This is a genomic window from Hymenobacter elongatus, assembly GCF_004745955.1.
In the GTDB taxonomy this organism is placed as follows: Bacteria; Bacteroidota; Bacteroidia; order Cytophagales; family Hymenobacteraceae; genus Hymenobacter; species Hymenobacter elongatus.
Genome location: NZ_SRLD01000008.1, coordinates 60,303 through 81,823, shown reverse-complemented (window position 1 = coordinate 81,823; position 21,521 = coordinate 60,303). Strand labels below are relative to the sequence as shown.

17 protein-coding genes and 2 pseudogenes are annotated in these 21,521 nt (G+C 61.9%); 9 read left to right on the top strand and 10 right to left on the bottom strand.

Annotated features, from left to right (window positions below; genetic code table 11):
- Positions 1 to 42 precede the first annotated feature (42 nt).
- Entirely contained in the window at positions 43 to 840 is a 798-nt protein-coding gene (locus E5J99_RS05955; RefSeq protein ID WP_135496807.1) for a DUF547 domain-containing protein, read from the bottom strand.
- 474 nt (positions 841 to 1,314) lie between these two features.
- Here E5J99_RS05955 and E5J99_RS05950 point away from each other — a divergent pair, with 474 nt between their 5' ends.
- Complete coding sequence (locus tag E5J99_RS05950; RefSeq protein ID WP_167852015.1) at positions 1,315 to 4,323, top strand: TonB-dependent receptor; 3,009 nt, start codon at positions 1,315 to 1,317, stop codon at positions 4,321 to 4,323.
- Positions 4,324 to 4,427: 104 nt separating this feature from the next.
- Here E5J99_RS05950 and E5J99_RS05945 read toward each other — a convergent pair whose 3' ends face one another.
- Positions 4,428 to 5,594, bottom strand: a complete 1,167-nt coding sequence (locus tag E5J99_RS05945) for a hypothetical protein (RefSeq protein WP_135496805.1) — start codon at positions 5,592 to 5,594, stop codon at positions 4,428 to 4,430.
- A 382-nt stretch (positions 5,595 to 5,976) separates the two neighbouring features.
- On the opposite strand from E5J99_RS05945, the gene E5J99_RS05940 reads away from it, so the two are divergent.
- A complete protein-coding gene (locus tag E5J99_RS05940; protein ID WP_135496804.1) occupies positions 5,977 to 6,249 on the top strand; it encodes a hypothetical protein in 273 nt (90 codons plus the stop codon).
- A gap of 125 nt (positions 6,250 to 6,374) precedes the next feature.
- Here the strand turns inward: E5J99_RS05940 and E5J99_RS05935 are convergent, their stop codons facing one another.
- From E5J99_RS05935 to E5J99_RS05905, 7 genes are all read right to left on the bottom strand, one after another.
- Positions 6,375 to 8,138, bottom strand: a complete 1,764-nt coding sequence (locus E5J99_RS05935) for a sensor histidine kinase (protein ID WP_167852014.1) — start codon at positions 8,136 to 8,138, stop codon at positions 6,375 to 6,377.
- Between the two features lie 217 nt (positions 8,139 to 8,355).
- A complete protein-coding gene (locus E5J99_RS05930; protein WP_135496802.1) occupies positions 8,356 to 9,720 on the bottom strand; it encodes a sigma-54-dependent transcriptional regulator in 1,365 nt (454 codons plus the stop codon).
- A 67-nt stretch (positions 9,721 to 9,787) separates the two neighbouring features.
- On the bottom strand, positions 9,788 to 10,612 hold the full coding sequence (locus tag E5J99_RS05925) for an ATP-binding cassette domain-containing protein (protein WP_135496801.1): 825 nt from the start codon (positions 10,610 to 10,612) through the stop codon (positions 9,788 to 9,790).
- A gap of 551 nt (positions 10,613 to 11,163) precedes the next feature.
- Positions 11,164 to 11,940 carry an ABC transporter permease gene (locus E5J99_RS05920; protein ID WP_135496800.1) on the bottom strand — a complete coding sequence of 259 codons (777 nt, stop codon included), beginning with the start codon at positions 11,938 to 11,940 and terminating at the stop codon, positions 11,164 to 11,166.
- 95 nt (positions 11,941 to 12,035) lie between these two features.
- Entirely contained in the window at positions 12,036 to 13,814 is a 1,779-nt protein-coding gene (locus tag E5J99_RS05915; protein ID WP_135496799.1) for an OmpA family protein, read from the bottom strand.
- 239 nt (positions 13,815 to 14,053) lie between these two features.
- Entirely contained in the window at positions 14,054 to 15,040 is a 987-nt protein-coding gene (locus E5J99_RS05910) for a PspA/IM30 family protein (RefSeq protein ID WP_135496798.1), read from the bottom strand.
- 88 nt (positions 15,041 to 15,128) lie between these two features.
- Complete coding sequence (locus E5J99_RS05905) at positions 15,129 to 15,836, bottom strand: hypothetical protein (protein WP_135496797.1); 708 nt, start codon at positions 15,834 to 15,836, stop codon at positions 15,129 to 15,131.
- A 347-nt stretch (positions 15,837 to 16,183) separates the two neighbouring features.
- On the opposite strand from E5J99_RS05905, the gene E5J99_RS05900 reads away from it, so the two are divergent.
- From E5J99_RS05900 to E5J99_RS05890, 4 genes are all read left to right on the top strand, one after another.
- The gene (locus E5J99_RS05900) at positions 16,184 to 17,050 is read left to right on the top strand and encodes a DNA/RNA non-specific endonuclease (RefSeq protein ID WP_135496796.1); all 867 of its coding nucleotides are present in this window, start codon (positions 16,184 to 16,186) and stop codon (positions 17,048 to 17,050) included.
- A gap of 29 nt (positions 17,051 to 17,079) precedes the next feature.
- Positions 17,080 to 17,244: a hypothetical protein gene (locus tag E5J99_RS21195; RefSeq protein ID WP_167852013.1), complete on the top strand. Its 165-nt coding sequence runs from the start codon at positions 17,080 to 17,082 to the stop codon at positions 17,242 to 17,244.
- Positions 17,232 to 17,510 carry a helix-turn-helix domain-containing protein gene (locus tag E5J99_RS05895; protein ID WP_135496795.1) on the top strand — a complete coding sequence of 93 codons (279 nt, stop codon included), beginning with the start codon at positions 17,232 to 17,234 and terminating at the stop codon, positions 17,508 to 17,510. The genes E5J99_RS21195 and E5J99_RS05895 overlap by 13 nt, the downstream gene beginning before the upstream one ends.
- A 181-nt stretch (positions 17,511 to 17,691) precedes the next feature.
- Positions 17,692 to 18,357 (top strand): DUF2461 domain-containing protein, encoded by a 666-nt coding sequence (locus tag E5J99_RS05890; protein ID WP_135496794.1) that lies wholly within the window; start codon positions 17,692 to 17,694, stop codon positions 18,355 to 18,357.
- A 58-nt stretch (positions 18,358 to 18,415) separates the two neighbouring features.
- Here the strand turns inward: E5J99_RS05890 and nhaA are convergent, their stop codons facing one another.
- Positions 18,416 to 19,732, bottom strand: a complete 1,317-nt coding sequence (gene nhaA / locus E5J99_RS05885) for a Na+/H+ antiporter NhaA (protein ID WP_135496793.1) — start codon at positions 19,730 to 19,732, stop codon at positions 18,416 to 18,418.
- Positions 19,733 to 19,875: 143 nt separating this feature from the next.
- Here nhaA and E5J99_RS05880 point away from each other — a divergent pair.
- The 3 genes and pseudogenes from E5J99_RS05880 to E5J99_RS05870 all read left to right on the top strand — a co-directional run.
- A pseudogene (locus tag E5J99_RS05880) lies at positions 19,876 to 20,442 on the top strand (potassium-transporting ATPase subunit KdpA).
- 118 nt (positions 20,443 to 20,560) lie between these two features.
- Positions 20,561 to 20,884: a potassium-transporting ATPase subunit KdpA gene (locus E5J99_RS05875; protein WP_394345943.1), complete on the top strand. Its 324-nt coding sequence runs from the start codon at positions 20,561 to 20,563 to the stop codon at positions 20,882 to 20,884.
- Between the two features lie 277 nt (positions 20,885 to 21,161).
- Positions 21,162 to 21,521: pseudogene (locus E5J99_RS05870) on the top strand (potassium-transporting ATPase subunit B); the annotation flags it as partial.

Here is a 21,521-nt window from a genome sequence, read left to right as displayed (position 1 = left end):
TGCCTTTTTCGTTGCTAGCGCTGGTGCTGGGAAAGTGAGTTCCTACTTCTGCACGTTCAGGGCCCAGTCGTATTCCATGTAGGACAAAGCAGCGTCCGGATTCACCTTCTGGGTGGCGTAGCGGTTGATGGTCTGCTGAATGGAGCCTTTGTTTTTCTCGAAATCCTTGGGGTAGAAGCTAAAAATAGCCGACACCTTGGGCGAAGCCGGCGGCGTGAGCTGGTTTTTGGTTGGGTCGTTCATAAAGTCCCGGCCCTGCTCGTCGAGCTGGGCGGTGAGGCGCTCGGCCGTGTAGGCTTCGTTGCGCAGCTTGGGGCACGACATAGCCGCGCAGACCAAAGCAAAGTGGATGCGCGGCTCTTCGAACTGCTTGCGCATGATGCGCTGCTCCAGGTCGTTGAGCGTGAACTTCTCGTCGCCGAGCTGGATAAAGCGCTGGTCCCAGACAGTGTTTACCAGCGTTTTGTCGCCCCCCAAGTCCTTGATGCTTTTGATGGGATACGCCCGGATGACGCGCTGGATGGTAAAGGCGTTATAGGCATTAATCCAATAGGCGAGCCGCTGCTGGTCGTTCCACTTGTCGGTGGGCAGGTTGTCGCGCAGTACGGTCAGATAGCCATTCAGGGCGGCGCTGTCGGCCTTAAACCCGGCATAGTTTACCATTCCGCGGCTGTCGACATACTTTTTCAGCAGTCCGTTCCAGGCGGTGTGGTCTACGGGCTGGCCGTTCTTGGAAGTGGGATTGAGGGGAATGAAGTAGCGCACATAGCTACAGGCGCTCTGGCAGGCCGAAGTAAACGCAAGCAGAGCAAACAACAGCAAACGGGGCAAAAACCGCATGGAACGAGGCAAGAAAGTGTATAATTTAAAGAACCGGACAGATGTACGCAACGCATTCTACTTTAGATTTGCACGCCGCTACGCCCAACAAAGTAAGCGGATTTCACCCAGCCAGACCGGTGCTGGAAAAGGCGGCAGACTGGTACTACTCCGCGACGGAGGTAGAACGACCATCCAGTTATACTGTAGACTTGTTCCTGAATAAAGCGAAACGAAAAAAGGACGTCATGCTGAGCCTGTCGAAGCATCTCTACCGCAACAGTACTCTCAACCATGCGAACGAAGCGGGAGAGATGCTTCGACAGGCTCAGCATGACGTCCTTTTTTATGTCACTTCTAATTCAGGAACAAGTGTTGTATATAGCCTATATACAAAAATCCTGCGTACGTCAAACCGCCTGCGCGGCTACCGCGTATTTGCGGGCGGTTTGGGCAACACCTACCGCGCCTTCTTCATTTCCCTTCCTCTCATTTATGCAGCTAACCCCTACTCATTTCCGCCAGTGGCTGCCGGGCCTTGGCCTGGTTTGCGCCACGGCGATGCCCGCTCTGGCCCAGGACACGGGCCGCGTCAGCGGCCAGATTCGTGACGCGCAGGGCCAGCCCCTTGTCGGGGCCACTGTAGTACTTCAGCCTTCGGGCCGCAACACGACTACCAACGCCCAGGGCCAGTTTGAGCTCAGCGGCATAGGCCCCGGCACCTACACGGTTACGACCTCGTTTCTGGGGTATCGCACGGCTACCCAGACCATAACGGTGGATGCCACCCAGAACCCGGTGATGAATGCCGCCCTGGCTGAAGACGCGCTGCTGATGGACGGCGTAGTCGTGACGGGCACCTTCAACCCGCAGAGCAAGCTGGAAAGCTCAACGGCTGTCACGACCCTCAGTGCCCGCCAGATTCAGACCCGCGTGTCGCGGGGCACCGCCGATCTGCTCATGGCCGTGCCCGGCTTCCGGGTAAATTCCGACGGCGGGGAAGCGGCCAACTCCGTGTCGGCCCGCGGCCTGCCAGCCAACGCCGAATCGGGCTTCGGCTTTCTGCAGCTGCTGGAAGACGGCCTGCCCCTGCTGGAAGTCGGCTCTTTAACCTTTGCCAAAAGCGACATTCACATGCGCGTGGATGAGACGCTCGACCGGCTGGAAGTGGTGCGGGGCGGCTCGGCGGCCATTCAGGCCAACAACGCCCCGGGCGGCCTGATCAACTTTCTGAGCAAAACCGGCAACTCGGCCCAGCTCAGCGGCACGCTGAAACTCACTGGCGGCGACCAGGGCTTTTCTTCCGACCGCTCCGGCTTTGCCCAGCTCGGCGGCCTGCAGCGGGTCGATGCCAACCTGGGCGGCCCCATCAAGGGCACGCCGCTACGGTTTAACGTGGGTGGCTTTTACCGCTACGACGTGGGCACCAAGTACGCCGGCTACCCCATGAACCGGGGCGGCCAGGTGAAAGCCAACATGACCTACACCCTGAAAAATGGCTACGTGCGTCTGTATGGCAAATACCTGAATGACCGGGTTGCGTATTTGACCAGCATTCCGTACCAAAATCTGAACAACCCGGAGCAAATTCCGGGCGGGCCCGACCTGCACCGGGGCACGATGTACTCGGAGTATCAGCGCTTCCATAGCCTGCCCAACCCGTTCAATAATGGGCAGGGCACACTCAACCGCGACCTGGCCGATGGGCAGCATACCCGCTACAAATCCATCAGCTCGGAAGTATTCTTCGACCTGGGCAACGGCTTCACCCTACAGGACAATGCCCGCCTGCTCGACGCCAACCTGAGCACTGACGGCGTGTATGACCTGACGCCGCCCATTCCGGGCGTGGGCCTGGCCCAGTCGTACCTCCGCGGCTTTGGCGCCCTGGGAGCCAATGGCTTCGAATTGCGCTACGCCGACAATAATGCCCTGGTGGCCAGCGGCAGCTACACCGCGCCGACCACAGCCAACCCGAACGGCGTGATTACGCCCACCGGCGGCAATTTCAACTTCAATGGCAACGGGCTGGTGAACATTGCCGGTATCTTTCCCGACGAGAAGCCTGCCACCAACGTAATCAACAAGCTGCAGATCAGCAAAACCGTAGGCGGCCACCACCTCAGCGGCGGCTGGTACGCGTCGCGCTACACCATTAAGGAGCAGCTCAGCTACAATCAGATCGTGCAGGAAGTGGCCAATCGGCCCCGTCTGCTCAACCTGACCATTAAGACGGCGCAGGGCCCGGCGGGCTTTTTCTTCGGGGGCCAGGACATCCAGGCCACCCAGAACGGCTTTCTGGCCTACAGCTTCGGCACCAGCGGCGGCGTGCTGGCCAACACCGACGGCACCACCCAGATCAACAGCGTATTTTTGGGCGATGAGTGGGCTATCAGTGAGAAGCTGCACCTCGACCTGGGCGTGCGCTACGAAGCCAGCCACAACTTTGGGCGGGCCGGCAAATCGGCAGCGGTACAGCGGCCCGATACGCGGTTCAACTTCAACTTCACGCCGACCCGCGCCACCAACCCGGTGTACCAGAACGGTGGCCTCGACGGCAACTATCTCACGCAGTACGACAACTCCTACCTGCAGAATACCGGCGAGTTCCGCAGCTGGGATTTCCTGTTTGAGACGGTGAACGGCTCGATAGGCGTCAATTACAAGCTCGACCCGCGCACGGCCTTATATGGTCGCTATTCCAACTCGGGCGTGGTACCGACCAACGACCAATGGGCGTTCGGCTCCGACCCGGAGGACAAAACCGGCAACTCTACCGTCCGCGGCTCCGTGCAGCGGGTGCAGCAGGCCGAAATCGGCGTGAAGGCCAGCACCGACCGCCTGGGCCTGGGTCTGACGACCTTCTACAGCCGCAATACCAACATTCCCTTCACCATTCAGCAGGTAAATCCCGACGGCTCGTTTACCCTGAACCGCCAGCGCGGCTCGGTGCAGAATGCCGGCCTGGAAGCGGAAATTACCTTCCAGCCCGTAACGGGCCTCACTCTGCGCGGTATCGGCACGCTGCAGGCCCCGCGCATCGTGGAGTTCAAGCAGCTGGACGAAACCGGAGCGCTGGTTTCCATCGACGGCAACCGCCTCGAAGACACGCCCGACATCCTGCTCGAAGCCGGCTTTGAGTACAGCCGGGCCGGGTTCGACGTGTTCAGCAATTACCGATTTTTCGGCGACCGGTATGCCAACCGCCGCAACACCATTCTGCTGCCTAGCTACGGGGTGCTCTTCGGCGGCCTGGGCTACAATTTCGCCGGGGCGCTACAGGGCGTCCGGCTATCGGTGCAGGGCTCTAACATTCTCAACACCCTCGGCTACGGCGATGCCGCCGCCCGCAACGGCGAGAACAGCGCCGCCACCAGCCAGAAGTTCGTGGACGACCAGACGCTCAACCCGAGCAATGGCAAGACTCCTTCGCAGTCGGCCTACAATCTGGTGCGCCCTATCCTGCCCCGCAATATCACGGCCAGCGTGGGCTATAGCTTCTAGCAGAGTAGACAGCTAATTGCTGACACTGAAAAAAGGCCGCCTCTATCCAGAGGCGGCCTTTTTTTGGGCATTTCTTCCAGTTATAAGACAACAGATGCCGAGCCTTATTCAATAATTGGGGCGCGGTGGAATTCCTTCTGCCGGTCGAACAGGTAGCGGAACGTGGCGTGCTGCCGCCAGATTTCCCCGCCTATTTTCTCGGCCACCGACATCATTTTGGGGTTGAAGTCGCCAATCCAGTTCATCACAAAGTCCTCGTAGTGCACCTTGTGCTTGTCTTGCACCACTTTGCTGGCGGCCAGAATAAAGCTCATTTCCAGCCCCTTACCCTGGTGCTCGGGCGTGATGCCGAAGGCAATGCCGGTGAGTGTGCGCACGGCCCCGCGCCAGCGGTGGTAGGCAAACTTGAGCTTGCCCAGCCAGTCGAGGCGACCATCAACATAGCGAAACAGCTCGTTGAGCTCGGGCAGGGCAATAAAAAAGCCGATGGGCGCGCCTTGGTAATAGCCAAACCAGCACACTTTCTCGTCGATGATGGGCCGCAGCTTGCGCATGATGTTGGTAGCCTGCTCCGGGGTCATTTCCTTCACGCCGTCGTGCTTCACCCAGGCTTTGTTGTACACCTGGCGGAAGTCTTCGGTGTAGCGGGCCAGATTGCTCAGCCGCAGGTGCTCGAAGCTGTAATCGGGGTCCACGAGCAGCTCCTGCGCCCGCAGCTGATACTCAGGCGACAAGGGCGCGTCCACCTTGCGGAAGTAGGTATACTGCTTGAAGTACAGCGCAAAGCCATACGTTTCGAGCAAGCGCCGATAGTAAGGCGGGTTGTAGTTCTGCCCGTACACGGGGGGGCCAAAGTTCTCGATCAGCAAGCCCCACCACTGGTCCCGGTCACCAAAGTTGATGGGGCCGTCCATGGCCTGCATGCCGCGGGCGGACAACCAGTCGCGACCCGCATCGAGCAGCACGGTGGCCGCCGCCTGGTCGTCGATGCACTCGAAGAAACCCATACCGCCGGTGGGCTGGTCGAAGGTGTGGGCGGTGCGCTCATTCACGAAAGCGGCCACCCGGCCAATGGTAAGCCCCTGCGCGTCGAGCAGCAGCCAGCGGGCCAGGGCCCCGTGCCGAAAGTATTTGTTGCGCTCAGAATTGAACACCTGCTCGATATCTTTGTCGAGTGGACGGATGTAGTTCGGGTCGGGGCGGTACAGGCGCACCGGGAATTCCAGGAATTCGCGCGCCTGCTGCGGATTGTGGACTTCCTGCAGCTGCATGGGGAGAAAAGAATGAGAAAACGGCACCCCCTGAAAAAGGAGGGCTCAGGCAGCAAAGTAGCGGGTTGGCTCCGCATTTCCCGGCCCTGGGCCAACATACGGGATTGAGCCGCTCCGCAGGTTGGGCAACCAACGAGAATCGGCTCTTTTTTCCGCCCGCTCCCCCAGCCCGGCCGCCCAGATGGGAAAGAGCGGACTCTGTCGCGCTAACAACCTGACAGACAGTCTTTTTTTTAGGCAGATACAAAAGCCAGCCCGGCAGGCGGTGGGGAAAGTAATTTCTCTATCTTAGGAATCCGAACTCCGCCGGGCGTGTTAGACGGTATTTCGGAGGGAAACTTAGCATAGTGCCCCAACCCCATTTGTCTCTTACCTTTGCTCCATGCCTCACGAAGTCGCGAACCTAACCCTGGCCGAAGCCACCACCCACGCCCCGTTCGTGGACTATGCCCGCTGCATTGACGCCGGCAGCCGCCCCTTCAACCACATCGGCGACTGGCCCGAAGAAGGTCAGCTCTACCCCGTACGCGTTGTCGAGTCGCACCTGGAGGGTATGCCCCTGATTCACATCCTGGGTTTCCAGGCCGAGGCTCCGTACTACAATGCCTATGCCCCGCACCGGTTCCAGATGCTGCATACCGTGTGGCTAAACTAGCGCCAGGGCAGTATTTTACTCGGGCCACAGGATTTCACTTAAGTATAGTACCTCAGAAGGGACTGCCGTGGCAGTCCCTTCTGGCGTTTGGGCCACTTTGTTTGTTCACCAGCGCCCCCAACAGCTCACACTACGGGCAGCGTGAAGTGAAATATACTGCCGCAGCCGGGCTGGCTTTCGACCCACAGCTGGCCGCCCTGGGAAGTGATAAACTCCCGGGAAATGCTTAGACCCAGTCCGGAACCGCCTTTCTGGCCGTCTTTGGTGGGAATGTGCGCGAAGCGCTTGAACACCCGCTCGTGGTATTCCGGCGCGATGCCGGGGCCACAGTCGCGCACGCTCACCTGCACCAGGTGGGCGTGGTGCACGGCGCTGATAACGATGGTTTCGCCGGCGGGCGAATAGCGGATGGCATTCGCCATCAGGTTGATAACCACCCAGGTAGTCTTCTCCAGGTCGGCCCGCACGGCCGGCAGATCGGCGGGCAGCTCGTAGCGCAGCGTCAGCTCCTTGTCCTCCAGCTGGGCCATAATGGTATCATCGGCGTAGTCCATGACCAGGGCCAGGGCCACCGGCTCGGGGTTCAGCTTGATGCCCACGCCCGCGTCGAGGCGCGACACGTCAATCAGCTCGCCCACCATGCGCAGCAGGCGCTGGGTTTCGAGCCGGATGCCCCCGGCGATGCGCTGCCGCTCCGTGGCATCGGTGCGCTCGTCCTGGAGCAGCTTTAAGCTCAGATTGATGCTGGCCAGCGGCGTTTTGAGCTCGTGCGACACCGTAGCCAGGAAATTGGACTTCACCTGATCCAGCTTTTTGAAGTCGGAAACGTTGCGCAGGGAGAGAATATGGCCCACGAACTCGGTTTGGGCCGTCACGTCATTGAACGACAAAATAGGGCTCACCGACAGCCGGTAGTACGTGTCCTCGCCGTGGCGGGTGATGGTGTATTCGGGGGCGGCCGGGGTTTCCCGCGCCGTGGCGGCGGCTTCGGCGGCCAGCAGCTTCTGCAGAAATTCGTTGTGCTGAGCCACGTCGGCGGCCAGCCGCCCAATGAGGGCCTCGGCGGGCTGGCCCAGCAAGTCGCTGGCGACGGGGTTGACGAGAATAATGCGGCGGTTCTGGTCGATCAGCAACAGACCTTCATCGAGGCCCTGCACGATGCTCGCCATGCGGTTGCGCTGCATCAGGAGCTCGGCGCGGGTAGCCGTACGCAGGTCCTGCATCTGGCCCAGCACGCGGTTGAAGGCCTGGGCTACGGTCCCGACTTCATCCTGCCGCTCTACCGGCAGCCGGGCCCCGGTGGCCGGGTTGGTGGCCAGCGCAATATTGGCGCTGAGTCGCCCCAGGGGCCGCACCACAATACGGGGCAGGCGCAGCACCAGGCTCACTCCCAGCGCGGCGCTGAGCGCCACCACCAGCAGCAGGGTCGTTTGGGCGGCTCCTACCGCCCGGGTAGCCGCCCGGGCCTGCCGGGCAGACGCCCGCAGGTTCAGGGTTAGCAACCGGTGCGTTTGGGCAAGGAGCTGCTGCAGCTCCGCTTGCCGGGCCGTGTTAGCCGCTTGGCTGTCAACCAAGCCTTGGTAGTCGGCCAGATTCTGGGTGAGGCTATCGACCAGCGCAGCCTCGCCGGGCTCGGTGATATTGGAGGCTTCGCGGGTGAGGGCCCGGCGTAACGCGGGCAGCGCCGTGGGGCGGGCGGGCTCCAGGGCCAGGCCGCTCAGGGCCCACAGCATCTGCTGGCCCAATTCCACGGAGTAGATATTGGCCTTTTGCACGTACTGGGCCCGGTGGTCGAGGCGCGTGAGGACGCTGTAGCCATAGCCGCCCACGATGAGCAGCAGCAGCAGCATGCTCAGCACGCTCAGCCGGATTCGATTCTTTAGCGTCATATATACAAGGGGCGGGAATGACGGATCAGGGCGTATTTGACAGTTCACAAACGCAGTACTTCCGTCCTGCTTGCTCCGGCGTGCGCGCCGCCGAAGCATCTCTACGACCAGCGTAAGCAACTACCCGTGCCCGCGGGATTCCTCGGCGGCGCGCGGACTGACAGTCACTGCAACAGGATGTTCTCAACGCCTGTTGCCAACTCCCCTACTCCTGTTCTCAGGCCGACAGACCGTATTCCTGGAGCTTGCGGTAGAGCGTAGTGAGGCCAATGCCGAGCTGGCGGGCGGCTTCGGTTTTGTTGCCGTCTGCCTCGGTCAGCAGCTGCCGGATATGGCGGGCTTCCACGGCCCGCAGGCTCCGGTCGTGGGGGTCGTCGGCGGCGCGAGCGGCTCCGGGCAGGGCGTAAAACTCGGTGGGCAGCAGGTGAGCCGCCACCAGTTCATTGTCGGGGGTGAGAATGGCGGCCCGTTCGAGCACGTTTTTCAGCTCCCGCACATTGCCCGGCCAGTCGTAGGCCTGCAGCAGCCGCAGACACTCGGCATCCAGGCCCGGGAGGCGCTTTTTGAGGCGGGTGGCGAAGTACTGCAGGAAGTGGGAAGCCAACGCGGGCACATCGGTTTCGCGGGCTTTGAGCGGCGGCAAATCGATGGTGAAGACGGAAAGACGGTAGTACAGATCGGGGCGAAACCGGCTTTCGGCCGCTTCCAGCTTGAGGTTGCGGTTGGTGGCGGCCACGATGCGCACGTTCACCTGGCTGGGCTTGGTGTCGCCGAGCTTGGTGAAGGTCTGGGTTTCGAGCACCCGCAGAAACTTGGCCTGTACGTTGAGCTCCAGCTCCCCGATTTCATCCAGAAACAGCGTGCCGCCGTGGGCTTCTTCCAACAGCCCTTTCTTATCGGTGAGCGCCCCGGTAAACGCGCCCTTCTTGTAGCCGAACAGCTCCGATTCGAGCAAATCCTTGGGAAAAGCCGAGCAGTTGACGGCCACGAAGGGCTTGCTCCGGCGCGGGCTGGCCTGGTGAATGGCCTGGGCAAAGAGCTCCTTGCCCGAGCCCGTGGGGCCTTCCAGCAACACCGTGCTGTCGGTGGCGGCTACTTGCCGGGCCAGGTGCTGGGCGGCCCGCAACGCGGGCGAGTGGCCAATCATGGTTTCGAAGCTGTGCTGCTGATGCACCCGGCGTTCCAGCTCGCTCACGCGGCGGCGCAGCTGGGCCTTGTCGGCGGCCCGCTCCACGATGACGAACAGCTGCTCCTCCGAGTCGCCCTTGGTAACGTAGTCGAACGCGCCCTGCTTCATGGCCTGCACCCCGTCGGGAATAGTGCCATAGGCCGTCATGAGCACGATTTCGGCGTCGGGGCACTTGGCGCGCAGCCGGGCAATAAGCTCCACGCCGTGGGCATCGGGCAGCTTCACGTCGGACAACACGACGAGCACCTGCCCGGCGTGCTGGGCCAGCGTGTCGAGGCCCCGGCGGGCGTCGGGGGCTTGCAGAATGGTGTAGCCTTCCCGCTCCAGCACCCGCGCCAGCAGCTGGCGGAAGCTGGTTTCGTCGTCGATGATAAGTAGCGTACCGGTGGGCATAGCAAAACGGAGCGTAAGGAAATGAAGGCAACTGCGAGGCAAAAGTAACCCTTGCCGGACAGCAACCTCAGACCGCGCGAATTTCATTTTTCAGCTCCTCCACGAAGCGGTTGAACTCCGGCTCGGCCTCCACCTGGGGGTGCCAGGCCAGGCCCATGCCGGCCAGATCGTACTGGTGGTCTTTGCTGATGGTGGCCCCGGGCAGCACCTGCCCGGCCGCATCCCGCTCGTAGCCCAGCAGCCACAGCGTATCCGACAGCGCCGTGGTGGTGGCAATATCGTGCGACACGATGACCACTGTGTTGAGCTCGTCCATCGTGGTTACTTCCAGAATAATCTTCTTGACCTCGTCGATCATGGCCACATCGAGGCCCGAAAACGGCTCGTCGAGCAGAATCAGGTGGTCGGAGCACAGCAGCTGCTGGGCAATGGCCGCCCGCTGGCGCTGGCCGCCCGAGAGCTGGGCCGGATACTTCTGGCGGTGCGGCGTGAGCCGAAACCGGTCGAGGAAGGCCGCCACTTCGCGCTGGGCCCTATCGGGGTCGTGCTGGCGGCTGGCGGCCAGCAGCAGGTTGTCGGCCAGCGTGCGGTGGTTGAACAGCGGGTAGCGCTGCTGCACCAGGCCCACGTCGCCGGCCCGCACGGGGCGCTGCTCCTGGCCCACCTTCACCGTGCCGGCGGCCGGGGGCGTGAGGCCGGCAATGATGCGGCACAGCACCGATTTGCCGATGCCCGAGCGGCCGTAGAACCCCACGACCTGGCCCTGGGTCATGTGGGGCCGCACCACGTCGCACACCTGAGCGCTGATGTCGCGCAGCACCACCTCGCCATTGTAGCTCATCGACACGTTATCGAGCGTCAGCAGGGGTTCTTTATGCACATAAGGAGTCATGGACGGGGAAGTAGGATGGGTGGAAAAGGATGATGGCAGGGTATCAGCCGGCTGCTGTTGGCAACGGCGAAGGCTGCCAAAGCTTCTGTCACAACTTTTACTCAGATGAGGAAAAGTGTGACAAGCGGTGTCACACTTTATTTTCTACTAAAAAATTTGTGACACCGCTTGTCACATAGAAGCTGTTTAGAAAGTCAAAAGAACGTCATGCTGAGCTTGTCGAAGCATCTCTACCGCTTCGTAGGTGCCGTTCAAAGAAGCGGTAGAGATGCTTCGACAAGCTCAGCATGACGTGCTGATTACAGTTGGCGACTTTCTAAACAACTTCATAAATAAGCTCGTGCAGAAAAGTTGTGACGGGGCCTATTTCTTTACTGTCCACGCTTTGGGGCATGTGAACGGTGGCCCAAAACATCTATTCTGGCCTATTTACTGAGCGAAGTCGAAGTACCTCGCGAGCATTAGCAGTTTGATTACCATGGCACGCGAGATGCTTCGACTTCGCTCAGCATGACGTTCTTTTTGTTCACTGGCCACCTAGCCGCAGCCGCCTAGCGCGCCGCCGCCAACGCCGCATGGGGAAAAAATACCCGGCGCAGCAGCCCGAACCCATAGTCCTGGGCGGCCCCGGTGGCCAGGATGACGAGCTGAATGGCCAGCACGCCATCGAGGTGCAGGTAGCGGTTCTGCTTGTAGAGCAGCAGACCAATGCCGCCTTCGGACTGGTAGAGGGTTTCGACCAGCGTAATCATGGTCCAGATGATGGCGAAGTTTTGGCGCACCACTTCCAGCATCAAATCGAGCTTGCCCCGCACCACTACTTCGAAAAAGCTGCGCCACTCGCCCAGCCCCAGGGTGCGGGCGTGGTCCATTTCTTCCTGCGTAGTGGTCAGAATCACGCTCGTCATACCCGTGACGAGGTACACCGTGGTGGCAAACACCAGCACCGAGAGCTTCACCTGGTGGCCCGAATTGAGCAGCAGCGCCATAAAAAACGTGAGGCCGGTGAGCGTGAGGTAGCGCATCTTGGTGGCGGCGTAGGCAATGGGCCGAAAAAAAGGCAGCGCCGTGAGGTAGGAAATCAGCAGGGCCAGCCCCGTGCCGATGGCCAGGGCCTGCAACGCCGTGGTCATGCTGGCCCACAGCTCCTGCAGCAGGCCCTGGCTGGTGGTCAGGCTGCCCAGGGCCCGCAGCACGTCGCCGAGGCTGGGAAACAATTGCAGCGGGTAGAAGGCCCACAGCAGCCCCAGCACGAACACCTGCGCGGCCACCATGCCGGCAAACACCGGCCGGCTGGGGTGGGCATTGGGGGCAAACAGCTCTTTCATATACATACGCTTTAGGCAACAGGAGTAGCACTGCTTCGACACGCACCGCAGGGCGCGCTTTCACCCGTTCTGCGGCGCCTGATCGAGGAGCTTGCTTACTTACCCAGCACGATTTCCACGCGGCGGTTTTTGGCCCGGCCGGCGGGGGCCGTGTTGCTGACCAGCGGCTCGGTGGCCCCGTGGGCGTACACCTGCACGCGGCCGGCGGGGAAAGCGCTGGTGCTTTTGCGGGCCAGCCACTGCTGCACGGCCAGGGCGCGGTCCTCGGAAAGCTGCTGGTTGCGCTGCGGGTCGCCCTGGTTATCGGTGTGGCCGTGCACGGCTACCTTCAGGCGGCCGGCCACCACCAGGTCATCAAAGAGCTGGGTCAGCTCCTGCTCGGCGGCGGGCGTGAAGGTGCTTTTGCCGGTTGCAAACTCGATGTTCCAGGCCCGCTTGCTCACGCTCTGGCGGATTTCATCGTCGGCGGCAAACTGCTGCTTCTCGGCCGGGGCAATAGCCTTGCCCTTGTACTGACTTTGCAGCTTTTTGAGCGGCGTGAGGTCCAGCATCTGGTCGAGGGGCACGTAGCTGGGCAGCTCCTTGGGGTAGAGCTTGCTTTGCACGTCACCGAAGGTTTTGTACACCGAGGCATAGATGTTGGTGCCGCCTTCTTCGAGGCCAAACAGCGCCAGGTTATCACTGAAGTTGAAGACCTTGCTGCCGCCCAGCTCCACCACCTGCCCGGTGCGGTCGGCTTCGCTCACGCCTTTGTAGTAGCGTAGCCAGTAGGCCCCCGGCTTGTCCTTCTCGCCGTACACGGCGGCCGAAATATCGGCGGCATGGCGCAGCGCCTCGGGGTGAGTTTTCACCTGGTCGCCGGCCACGGCCAGCGCCGTCATGATACCTTCTACTTCCTTAAGGTGGGCGTCGTACCAGAGCTTGGTGGTCACCATAATGTTGGGCATCTGGTTCGAGTAGTCCTTGGTCGAAACGATGTTCACCAAGCCGCCTTTTTGCTGGGCAATGTTCACGTCGCCGGGCGTCCAGGTGGCCACGCCGTCGGCCACTACGTCCACTTTCACGCCGGTATCCCGGCCTTTCACCACTTTGGTGCGTTGCTCGGGCTTGCCGACGATGTACTTTTCGGCGGCTACCAGAAAATCGGTGGCGGCCATAAAGTTCACGGCCTCGGGGTCGTAGGTAGTTTCGTCGGGGTTTACTTTCAGGCCGTTGTCGGCGCACCATTTCAGGGCAATATTCTGGTCGCCGTCGCGCAAGTAGCAGGCAATGGTTTTGCCCAGGGCCAGCTTGGGGTCATCGAGCCACTCCTTGGGGCCCATCAGCTTGTCTTCGCCGAAGGACTTGCCGGGGCTATAGGGCAGAATCTGCAGGCCCGTACCCGCCTTTTCCAGCTGACTCTGCACGGCCGAGAAGGCGGGCAGCCCGTCGCCCATAATGCTGACGATGAGGCCGGGCGCGGCGGGGTTGTTGTGCAGGTCCAGGGCATTTTTCACCAGGTCGGCCTGCATCTTGGCCACGTCGTCCTGCCGCACGATCTGCATATCGAGGCCGTTGGCCGCCATGCTGGAGCCCTGCGTGGTGCGGGGGCCGCCGTTGGCCAGCATGCCGGCCATCTGCGAGTTCCAGGCCATTACCTCCCAGGTCACGGCCGCGCCTTTTTCGGTGGGCGTGCTGCCCGGCAGCGGCGCCAGCGGCACGGCAGTGTTGGGGCGGCCGCTGCCGGTTTGGGTGGGCAGTTCGATGGAGTTGAGCAGCACCGACTCGGTGGTGGCCTTTTTGAAGAGAATACCGCTGCCGATGAGCTTGTTGATGCCGAAATAGAGCAAGGTCACAATTAGGGCACCGATTACGATTTTACCGCGAGTTGTCATGGTATTAGTTGAAAAAAGGGAAGTTTTGGAGAAGGTTGTTTGAGTTCCTCTTCTTTTTTAAGGAGGGGTGGCCGAAGGCCGGGGTGGTTTGTCGGCCGCGCCTTTGGCGGGCACTTCCGGGGCAGCAAGAAATTTGATGTAGTCAGCAGGCAAATTCCAGTCGTCGTTCAACGGCTTCACCACCCTGCCCTTCGGGCACCCCTCCTTAAAAAAGGAGGGGAATTTTTCCCGCTAGCTCTTTAGTCCAGCAGGCTGGAATAGGCGTCGTTGGTGGCTTTGGCGGTGGCAGCCGTGCTTCGGGTGCCGGGTTTTTCGTTGAGCAGCGTGTTGAAGTCGCCTTTCTGGTATTTCTCCAGCAGGCGCTGGCCCTTCTCGCTCATCACGCCGTTCTGGATGTCCATTTCCTTCACGAACTCCTGCGAGTAGCGCATGGCCTGCTTGATCTGCCCCAGCTGCTGGGCCATATCCTGGGCCACGCGGTCGGTGGCCATATCGAAGAAGTACTTCTTGTCGGGGTCGCCGCGCAGGATGTTCATGGCGGCCCGCATGCCGGAGCTGGTGCGCTTCACCAGCTCGTACTCATCCTTGAGCAGGTTGACTTTGAACTTCGAGTTGTCGATCTGGCGCAGGGCCGCTTTCAGAATCTGGCGCATGACCAGCGTCACGTTGGCCGTGGTCGAGAGCATGGGCTGCAGGCGGTTGTTGTAGTCGTCGAGCTGCGCGGCCCGCGAGGCATACGACTCCGCGAAGTCCTTCTCGCCCTTGCGGGCAGCCGAGTCGGCCAGGCGCAGGTAATCCTGCTGCTGCTGCTTGTTGCCGGCCATCTTCTTCTTCACCAACTCGTGGGCGCCATCTATGTGGCCCACTTCGGCCTCCATGTTGCGGGCTTCCTTCTCCGTGTTGCGGATGTAGTCCTGCATGATGCCAATCGGGTCCGTTTCGACGAAAATGCCCGCTGCGGTGCGAAAGATGCGCTGCCCCGCGTACCAGAGGCCGGCTTTGATGCGCTTGCTGGTCAGGATAAGAAACAGCAGAAACAGCGCCCCCAGGCCGATACCCAGCTTCACCGTGTCGAAGACGATGTCGACCAGATAGGGCACGATGGCTCCCCAGAAGTAGAGGCCCGCACCGGCGGCGGCGGCCAGAAAAACCCAGCCCGCTACCTTTTCGGGCTGTTGCCATTTGGGCAAACCCGTTGGCTGGTCGTCAGGAAGGAACGTATTCATAGAGAAAAGGTGAAGGAGTGAGAGAATGCGGGAAATGGGGCGGAATGGCGCGTAGTGAGGCGGCGAAACGGGAGTAGTGATAAGCGGCCTACTTCACCAGGCCCAGCAGGAAGGAGTGCGCGGCCTGGCGGTGGGCCTGCAAATCGGCGGCGGCGGCATTGCTGGCCAGCTCGTAGGACGCCAGCGCGGCCTGGGCTTTCTGGCGCTCGGCCACCAGCTGCTGCTGGGTGGCCTGCAGCTGCTGACTTTTCGCTTCCAGCTGCCGCGTCAACTCGGCCAGATCGGCCTGGAGCTGCTGCTCCTGCCCCGCCAGCTGCACAATGGCGCTGGGCTTGGCATTCAGGATCTTGATTTCGCCGAGCTTTTCCTGGTGGCGCTCCAGCACTTTGTTGCGGTCGGAGGCGAGCTTGTGCTCGAATTGCTCAGCCGAGGCCAGCAGCGTGGGCGCGTCGAGGCCCGTGACGGCAGCAAAGGCGTGAAAGGCCGTTTGGTAGAGCACCGGCCCGGCCAGCCCACTGGCCGCCATACTCTTTACCATTTTGGTGTAGGCCACGAAATCCTTGCCGTCGCCGGCCAGCAGGGCCGCGACGTGGTCGAGGTGGCGCTGCTCGGGCGGGCTCGTCAGCGGCTGGCTCAGGGCAAAGGAGCCGGGGCCGGGCGAAACCGGCAGCTGCTGAGGTACTGGCGGGACCAGCGGGGCGTTGGCGCCGGGCCGGGCCGGCGTGGGCACGGTGGAGTCGTTGCCTTCGACGAAGAAATCTTTGGCGGCTTTGGTCAGATTGTCGAAAAGGTCCATGGGGGCGGCATTCAGGTGACTGGTGATAGGGCCCTAGTGCCAAGACCAATGCCGCCGCGCGCGGCCCGCCCGCTTACCACTTGTAATACATTGATTATTAGACACTAAAAATTATAATACGCGCATATACCGGTTAACCTTGCAAGAAAACCCTTCCGTTTTGGCAGGGTATTTTTTCATAACAGCGTGCTTTTGGCGCGGTGTTGGGGCGCAGGCCGGGCCGCTTCACCCTCACCTTATCGAGTCACGCGAGTCGAGCCGCTCTGGCCCAGCCGGGGCGTTGTGCCGCCGTCTGGCGTTCTTTGCGCTTCCGCTCCCAGCTGCCTCACTCCTATTTGCCGCTCATTATGCCTACTGCCACCCCTGCGTTTTCCGTTGCCGCTCTCTTGCTGCTGGGCCTGCTGGCCGGCTCCTGCGACACGGAGAAAGACGTAGCACCGCCCGCTCCCGACACTGCCCTGCCGGAGCACCTCACGCTGGGCAACCCCAGCGGGGCTACCACCGATGCGCAGCAGCCCACCAATTATCTGCTGCTCAAACCCCAGTATGCGCTTTCCTACCACCGCGACAAAGGAATTCCCAATTGGGTAAGCTGGCACCTGAGCCCAGAGTGGCTGGGCACCGCCGCCCGGCAGGATGACTTCCGTGCCGACGCGGCGCTACCCGCGAGCTGGTACGCGGTGGGCAGCAGCAGCTACGTGAGCTCGGGCTTCGACCGGGGCCATAACTGCCCCTCGGCCGACCGTACCAGCACTACAGCCGATAACTCCGCTACTTTCCTGATGACCAACATGGTACCCCAGGCCCCCACTAACAACCAGCGCACCTGGGCCAGCCTCGAAGACTACTGCCGCACGCTGGTGGGTGGGGGCAATGAGCTCTATATCCTTATGGGCAACTATGGCAAAGGCGGCACGGGCTCGAACGGCTACCAGGAAACGCTGGATAACGGTCGTATCACAGTGCCCCGGCGGATCTGGAAGGTCATTGTGGTGCTACCCACCGGCACCAACGACGCGGCCCGCGTGCTGAGCACGACCCGCATTATTGCCGTCGATACGCCCAACGACAACGCGGTGAGCACCAGCTGGGGCGGCTACCGCACCTCCGTGGATGCCATTGAGCAGGCCACCGGCTATGATATCATGAGCCGGGTGCCCACGGCCGTGCAGGCCACTCTGGAAGCCCGCGTCGATACCGGCCCGACGCAGTAGCGCCCAGTTGTCTACCCGTTAGAAGCTGTTTGAGTGCGCATCCGGGTCTGGACGTGCGCCGCGAGGATATTGAGCCCCTGGCCCGGCACTTCGTGCAGCTCTACGCTGCCAAGCTGCGCAAGCGGCTGCGGGGCATGGAGCCCGTTGCGCTACCCAACCCCCCTACAACCGGCGGGGCAATGTGCGGGAGCTGAAAAACGTGCTGGAGCGGGCCGTAATCCTGGCCGACCACGACCTGCTGACCGTCGACGACCTGCCCGCCGAGCTGCACTACCTGTCCGCTACGCCAACCATCACCCCCAACGCCTCCCACGACCGCCCCCTGCGTACGGCCGAGCTGCACCACATCCGTCAGGTGCTGGCCGAAGCCCACGGCAATAAGGCCAAGGCCGCCCGCATGCTGAACGTGGCCGTGACCACGCTCTACCGCAAGAGGCAGGAGTACGGGCTAGAGGAGTAGGGTACTCCACCGGCAACCGGCAGGCATCGGGGGCCGGAGCCGACTCCATTTCCGTCGGGAGGTGACCACCCAATCTGCAAGAAACCGGGCGGCGGACCAGAGCCACACAGAACGGGCAGCCGTTCAGCCGTACTGGTAGTTTGCCCGCCAGGAGCGTACTTGCCGGTCTAATCCGCCGTTCATGCTCCGCTCTACGACTCTGACCTTTCTCAGCGGCCTCCAGGCCAACAACAGCAAACCGTGGTTCGACGCGCAACGGCCGGCCTATGAGGCGGCCCGCGCCGATTTCCTGGCGCTGGTAACCGACCTGCTGGCCGACGCTGAAGCTGCCGACCCGGCCATTGCGGAGTCTCACCTCCAGCCCAAAAAGTGCGTGTTCCGCATCAACCGCGACGTGCGGTTCTCGGCCGACAAGTCGCCCTACAAATCCAACTTCGGGGCCTGGTTCAACGCCGGGGGCAAGGGCGCGCCCACGGCCGGCTACTACCTGAACCTGGAGCCGGGCGGCTCCTTCGTGGCCGGCGGCCTGTATATGCCTGACGCTCCCGCGCTGGCCGCCATCCGGCAGGAAATCGACTACGACCTGCCCGCCTTCGAGCGGCGGCTGGCCGGGCCGGAATTCAGCCGCTACTTCAGCGGCCTGAGCCAGGAGAACACCTTAAAGCGCCCCCCGAAAGGCTACGAGGCCGATAACCCCGCTTTGCCCTACCTCAAGCTGAAAAGCTTTACCGCCGCGCATCCGCTCACTGATGCCAACGTGCTGGCCCCCGGTTTCCGTACCCACGTAACGGACGCTTTCCGGGGGCTGCAGCCTTTGGTCGAATTCCTGAACCGCGGCCTGAGCTAGCATGAGTACCCGGCGGCCACTTGCCGGCGACCAGGAAAGCTGAGTTTGATTCCGCCGCTTACGGGCCGGGGCTAGCATGAGTAGCCCTCAATAGCAGGTAGCCCACCATGCCCGACACCAGCGAGGCCAGCAGGATGGCCAGCTTGGCCACGGCTTCGCCCGGGGAATGCTCGCCCAGGGCCAGCAGGGTGATGAACAGCGACATCGTGAAGCCGATGCCGCCCAGCACGCCGGCTCCCCACAGGTGCCGCCACGTCACGCCGGGCGGGAGCGTGGCCCAGCCCAGGCGCACGGCAAGCCAGGCCAGCAGCCCGATGCCCAGGGGCTTGCCTACCAGCAGCCCCACCATAATGCCCAGGCCCAGCGGGGAGAATAGCTCGCCAAACACCGAGGCATCAATAACGAGGCTGGTATTGGCGAAGGCAAACAGCGGGACAATCCCGAAAGCGACCACCGAGTGCAGCCGCTGCTCCAGCTTTTGCGCCGGCGAGCTGATGGTTTCGGCCAGCTCTTCCAGCTCCTCGCTGATGGTGCGCGGGTCGGCGTCGGCCCCGTGTACCTCGTCGTTGAGAAAGCGCAGCCGCGCTTCCAGCAGGCGCAGCAGGGCCGGTCGTTCGTGGCCGATGCGAGTCGGAATGGCCACGGCCAGCAGCACGCCGGCCAGGGTGGCATGGATGCCCGATTGCAGCGTGAAGTACCACAGCAGTACTCCTAATGTAAGATACAGCCACAGGCTCCGTACCCCTAGCCCATTGAGGCCCAGCAACCCGGCCCAGGTGGCTAGGGCCAGGTAGAGAAAGTTCAGGTGCAGCTCGTGGGTGTAGAACCCGGCAATGACGAGCACCGCCCCCAGGTCATCGGCAATGGCCAGGGCGGTGAGAAACACCTTGAGGCCCAGCGGCACCCGCGGGCCCAGCAGCTGGAGCACGGCCAGGGCAAACGCAATGTCGGTGGCCATTGGGATGCCCCAGCCCCCGGCCGTGGGCGTGCCGCGGTTGAAGAGCGTGAAAAGCAGGGCCGGCATCAGCATTCCGCCCAGCGCAGCCGCCAGCGGCAAGGCCGCTTGCCGCACGGTAGCCAGCTCGCCATCCAGCACCTCCCGCTTGATTTCCAGGCCCACGATCAGGAAAAACACCGTCATCAGTCCGTCGTTGATCCAGTGCAGCAGGCTTTTGTCCAGCACCAGGCCGTTGAAGGCGATGCGCAGATGCTCATCCCACAACGCCGGGAAATACCGGGCCGGACCCCAGCTGGTATTGGCCAGCACCAGGGCCAGCACGGCACTCAGCAGCAGCACGATGCTTCCCGCCGCCTCGCGACGAAAGAACTCGGTAAAGGGCCGCACCAGTGGGCGGACGAATTGGGTAACAGCCATCAGACAGAATATAGTAGCAAAAGTACGGCTCAGTGCCGGTCCGGTTCGAAACAAAGGTTATGAATTTCCGGCGGTAGCCTCCTTCAGGGTGGTGCCACGAATCGGCCGCCGGCCGGCCAGAACATTGCCCTAGCCCTCACTCCATGGCCATGGTATTTGCGCTGAGCTTTTACCTGAAGTGCCGCCAGCTGACCTGCATGATTTTCGGGGTGATGACCGTGGGCTTCGGGGCTCTGCTGGCCCCGGCACGGCAACCCAGCCAGTTGGGCGTCAGTCAGGCGCTGGGGGCCATGGAAGGCAAGGGAATCCGGTTCGGGGCGGCGGCTTCAGCTTACCGGAGCATCACCAACACCGTCATCGGCTGAGGGTCGGTCAACTCCATGCACGACTCACTTATGCCGCTGTCGGGTCTCGTGCAGTTGCTGGGCATGATGACCAACGCCTTTTACGGGGCGGCGGCGTGGGACTCCTCAACTTTTTCACCCACCTCATCATTGCCATGTTTATTGCCGGGCTGCACGCCCGAGCTACTGGGGAAGAAAATCGAGGCCCGGGAAATGAAAATCACCGTCATCGTGACGCTGCCGCACCCGCTGCTGATTCTGGCCGGCACGGCCCTAACGGCCCACCTCTACGTGGGCAATCCTCAGGAATACAGTAGACTTGTTCCTAAATTAGGAACCGATGCTAAAATTTGGCTGTCATGCTGAGCGCAGTCGAAGCATCTCTACCGCTTCGTCCAAGTCGTGCAACGAAGCGGTGGAGATGCTTCGACTGCGCTCAGCATGACGTTCTTTTTTCGTTTCGCTTTATTCAGGAACAAGTCTAGTGGCTAGCTGGCTGGCTAACCCCGGCTACCACGGCTTCTCGGAAATACTCTACGAGTTCACCTCCGCCTCAGCCAGCAACGGCTCGGCCTTCGAGGGCCTCGGCGACAACCCGCCTTGGTGGAACAGCAGTACCGGCGTGATGATGCTACTCTGGCGCTTCCTGCCCATCATCGGCCCGGTAGCCATTGCCGGGGTGCTGGCCCGCAAGAAGTACGTGCCCGAAGGCGGCGGCACGCTGCCCGCCGACACGGCCAGTTTCGGGGTGATGGTACTCTGGCCGTCATCGTCATCATTGCCGCCCTGGCCTTTTTCCCGGCCCTGACCCTGAGCCTCATTGCCGAGCATTGCAGCCTGTATTACACCTCGTCGTCTGGCACGCCGAGCACAGTCGAAGCATCTCCACCGCTTCGTTGCAAGAGCAAATAATTGGTTGCGCGGTAGAGATGCTTCGACTGCACTCAGCATGCCTGTTCTTATTGACCTTCCTGTATGCTAAATCCCAATTCCTTGTCCAGCCCGCGCTGGTTTCCGAAGCCGTGAACCAGGCTTTCGAGAAGCTCGCCCCGCGCATCATGTTCCGCAACCCGGTGATGTTCACCGTGGAAATCGGCAGGCAGCTGCTCATCACGCGGGTGACTTTGACTATATTCTCCATCACCAACGACATGGCCAAGTACTTCGCCATCATCCCGGCGCTGTTCATGGTGGCCGGCCCGGCCCTGGGCGCTTTGAACGTAATGGATCTGAAGTCGCCGCAGTCGGCCATTCTCTCGGCCGTGATTTCCAACGCCCTCATCATCCCGGCGCTGGTGCCGCTGGCGTTGCGCGGCGTGGCCTACAAGCCCATCGGCACCTCGGCCCTGCTGCGCCGCAACCTGCTCATCTACGGCCTGGGCGGCGGCGGCGGCCCCTTCATCGGCATCCAGGTCATCGACCTGCTGGTCGGGCTGTTTTTGTAG

What these genes read in the sequence shown, in the direction of transcription:
- E5J99_RS05945 (WP_135496805.1), bottom strand. Translation starts at nt 5,594, where the DNA reads ATGCAGCTGCAGGAAGTCCACAATCCGCAGCAGGCGCGCGAATTCCTG.
- E5J99_RS05890 (WP_135496794.1), top strand. Translation starts at nt 17,692, where the DNA reads ATGCTCCGCTCTACGACTCTGACCTTTCTCAGCGGCCTCCAGGCCAAC.
- E5J99_RS05930 (WP_135496802.1), bottom strand. Translation starts at nt 9,720, where the DNA reads ATGCCCACCGGTACGCTACTTATCATCGACGACGAAACCAGCTTCCGC.
- E5J99_RS05925 (WP_135496801.1), bottom strand. Translation starts at nt 10,612, where the DNA reads ATGACTCCTTATGTGCATAAAGAACCCCTGCTGACGCTCGATAACGTG.
- E5J99_RS05920 (WP_135496800.1), bottom strand. Translation starts at nt 11,940, where the DNA reads ATGAAAGAGCTGTTTGCCCCCAATGCCCACCCCAGCCGGCCGGTGTTT.
- nhaA (WP_135496793.1), bottom strand. Translation starts at nt 19,732, where the DNA reads ATGGCTGTTACCCAATTCGTCCGCCCACTGGTGCGGCCCTTTACCGAG.
- E5J99_RS05935 (WP_167852014.1), bottom strand. Translation starts at nt 8,138, where the DNA reads ATGACGCTAAAGAATCGAATCCGGCTGAGCGTGCTGAGCATGCTGCTG.
- E5J99_RS05940 (WP_135496804.1), top strand. Translation starts at nt 5,977, where the DNA reads ATGCCTCACGAAGTCGCGAACCTAACCCTGGCCGAAGCCACCACCCAC.
- E5J99_RS05950 (WP_167852015.1), top strand. Translation starts at nt 1,315, where the DNA reads ATGCAGCTAACCCCTACTCATTTCCGCCAGTGGCTGCCGGGCCTTGGC.
- E5J99_RS05910 (WP_135496798.1), bottom strand. Translation starts at nt 15,040, where the DNA reads ATGAATACGTTCCTTCCTGACGACCAGCCAACGGGTTTGCCCAAATGG.
- E5J99_RS05915 (WP_135496799.1), bottom strand. Translation starts at nt 13,814, where the DNA reads ATGACAACTCGCGGTAAAATCGTAATCGGTGCCCTAATTGTGACCTTG.
- E5J99_RS05905 (WP_135496797.1), bottom strand. Translation starts at nt 15,836, where the DNA reads ATGGACCTTTTCGACAATCTGACCAAAGCCGCCAAAGATTTCTTCGTC.
- E5J99_RS05900 (WP_135496796.1), top strand. Translation starts at nt 16,184, where the DNA reads ATGCCTACTGCCACCCCTGCGTTTTCCGTTGCCGCTCTCTTGCTGCTG.
- E5J99_RS05955 (WP_135496807.1), bottom strand. Translation starts at nt 840, where the DNA reads ATGCGGTTTTTGCCCCGTTTGCTGTTGTTTGCTCTGCTTGCGTTTACT.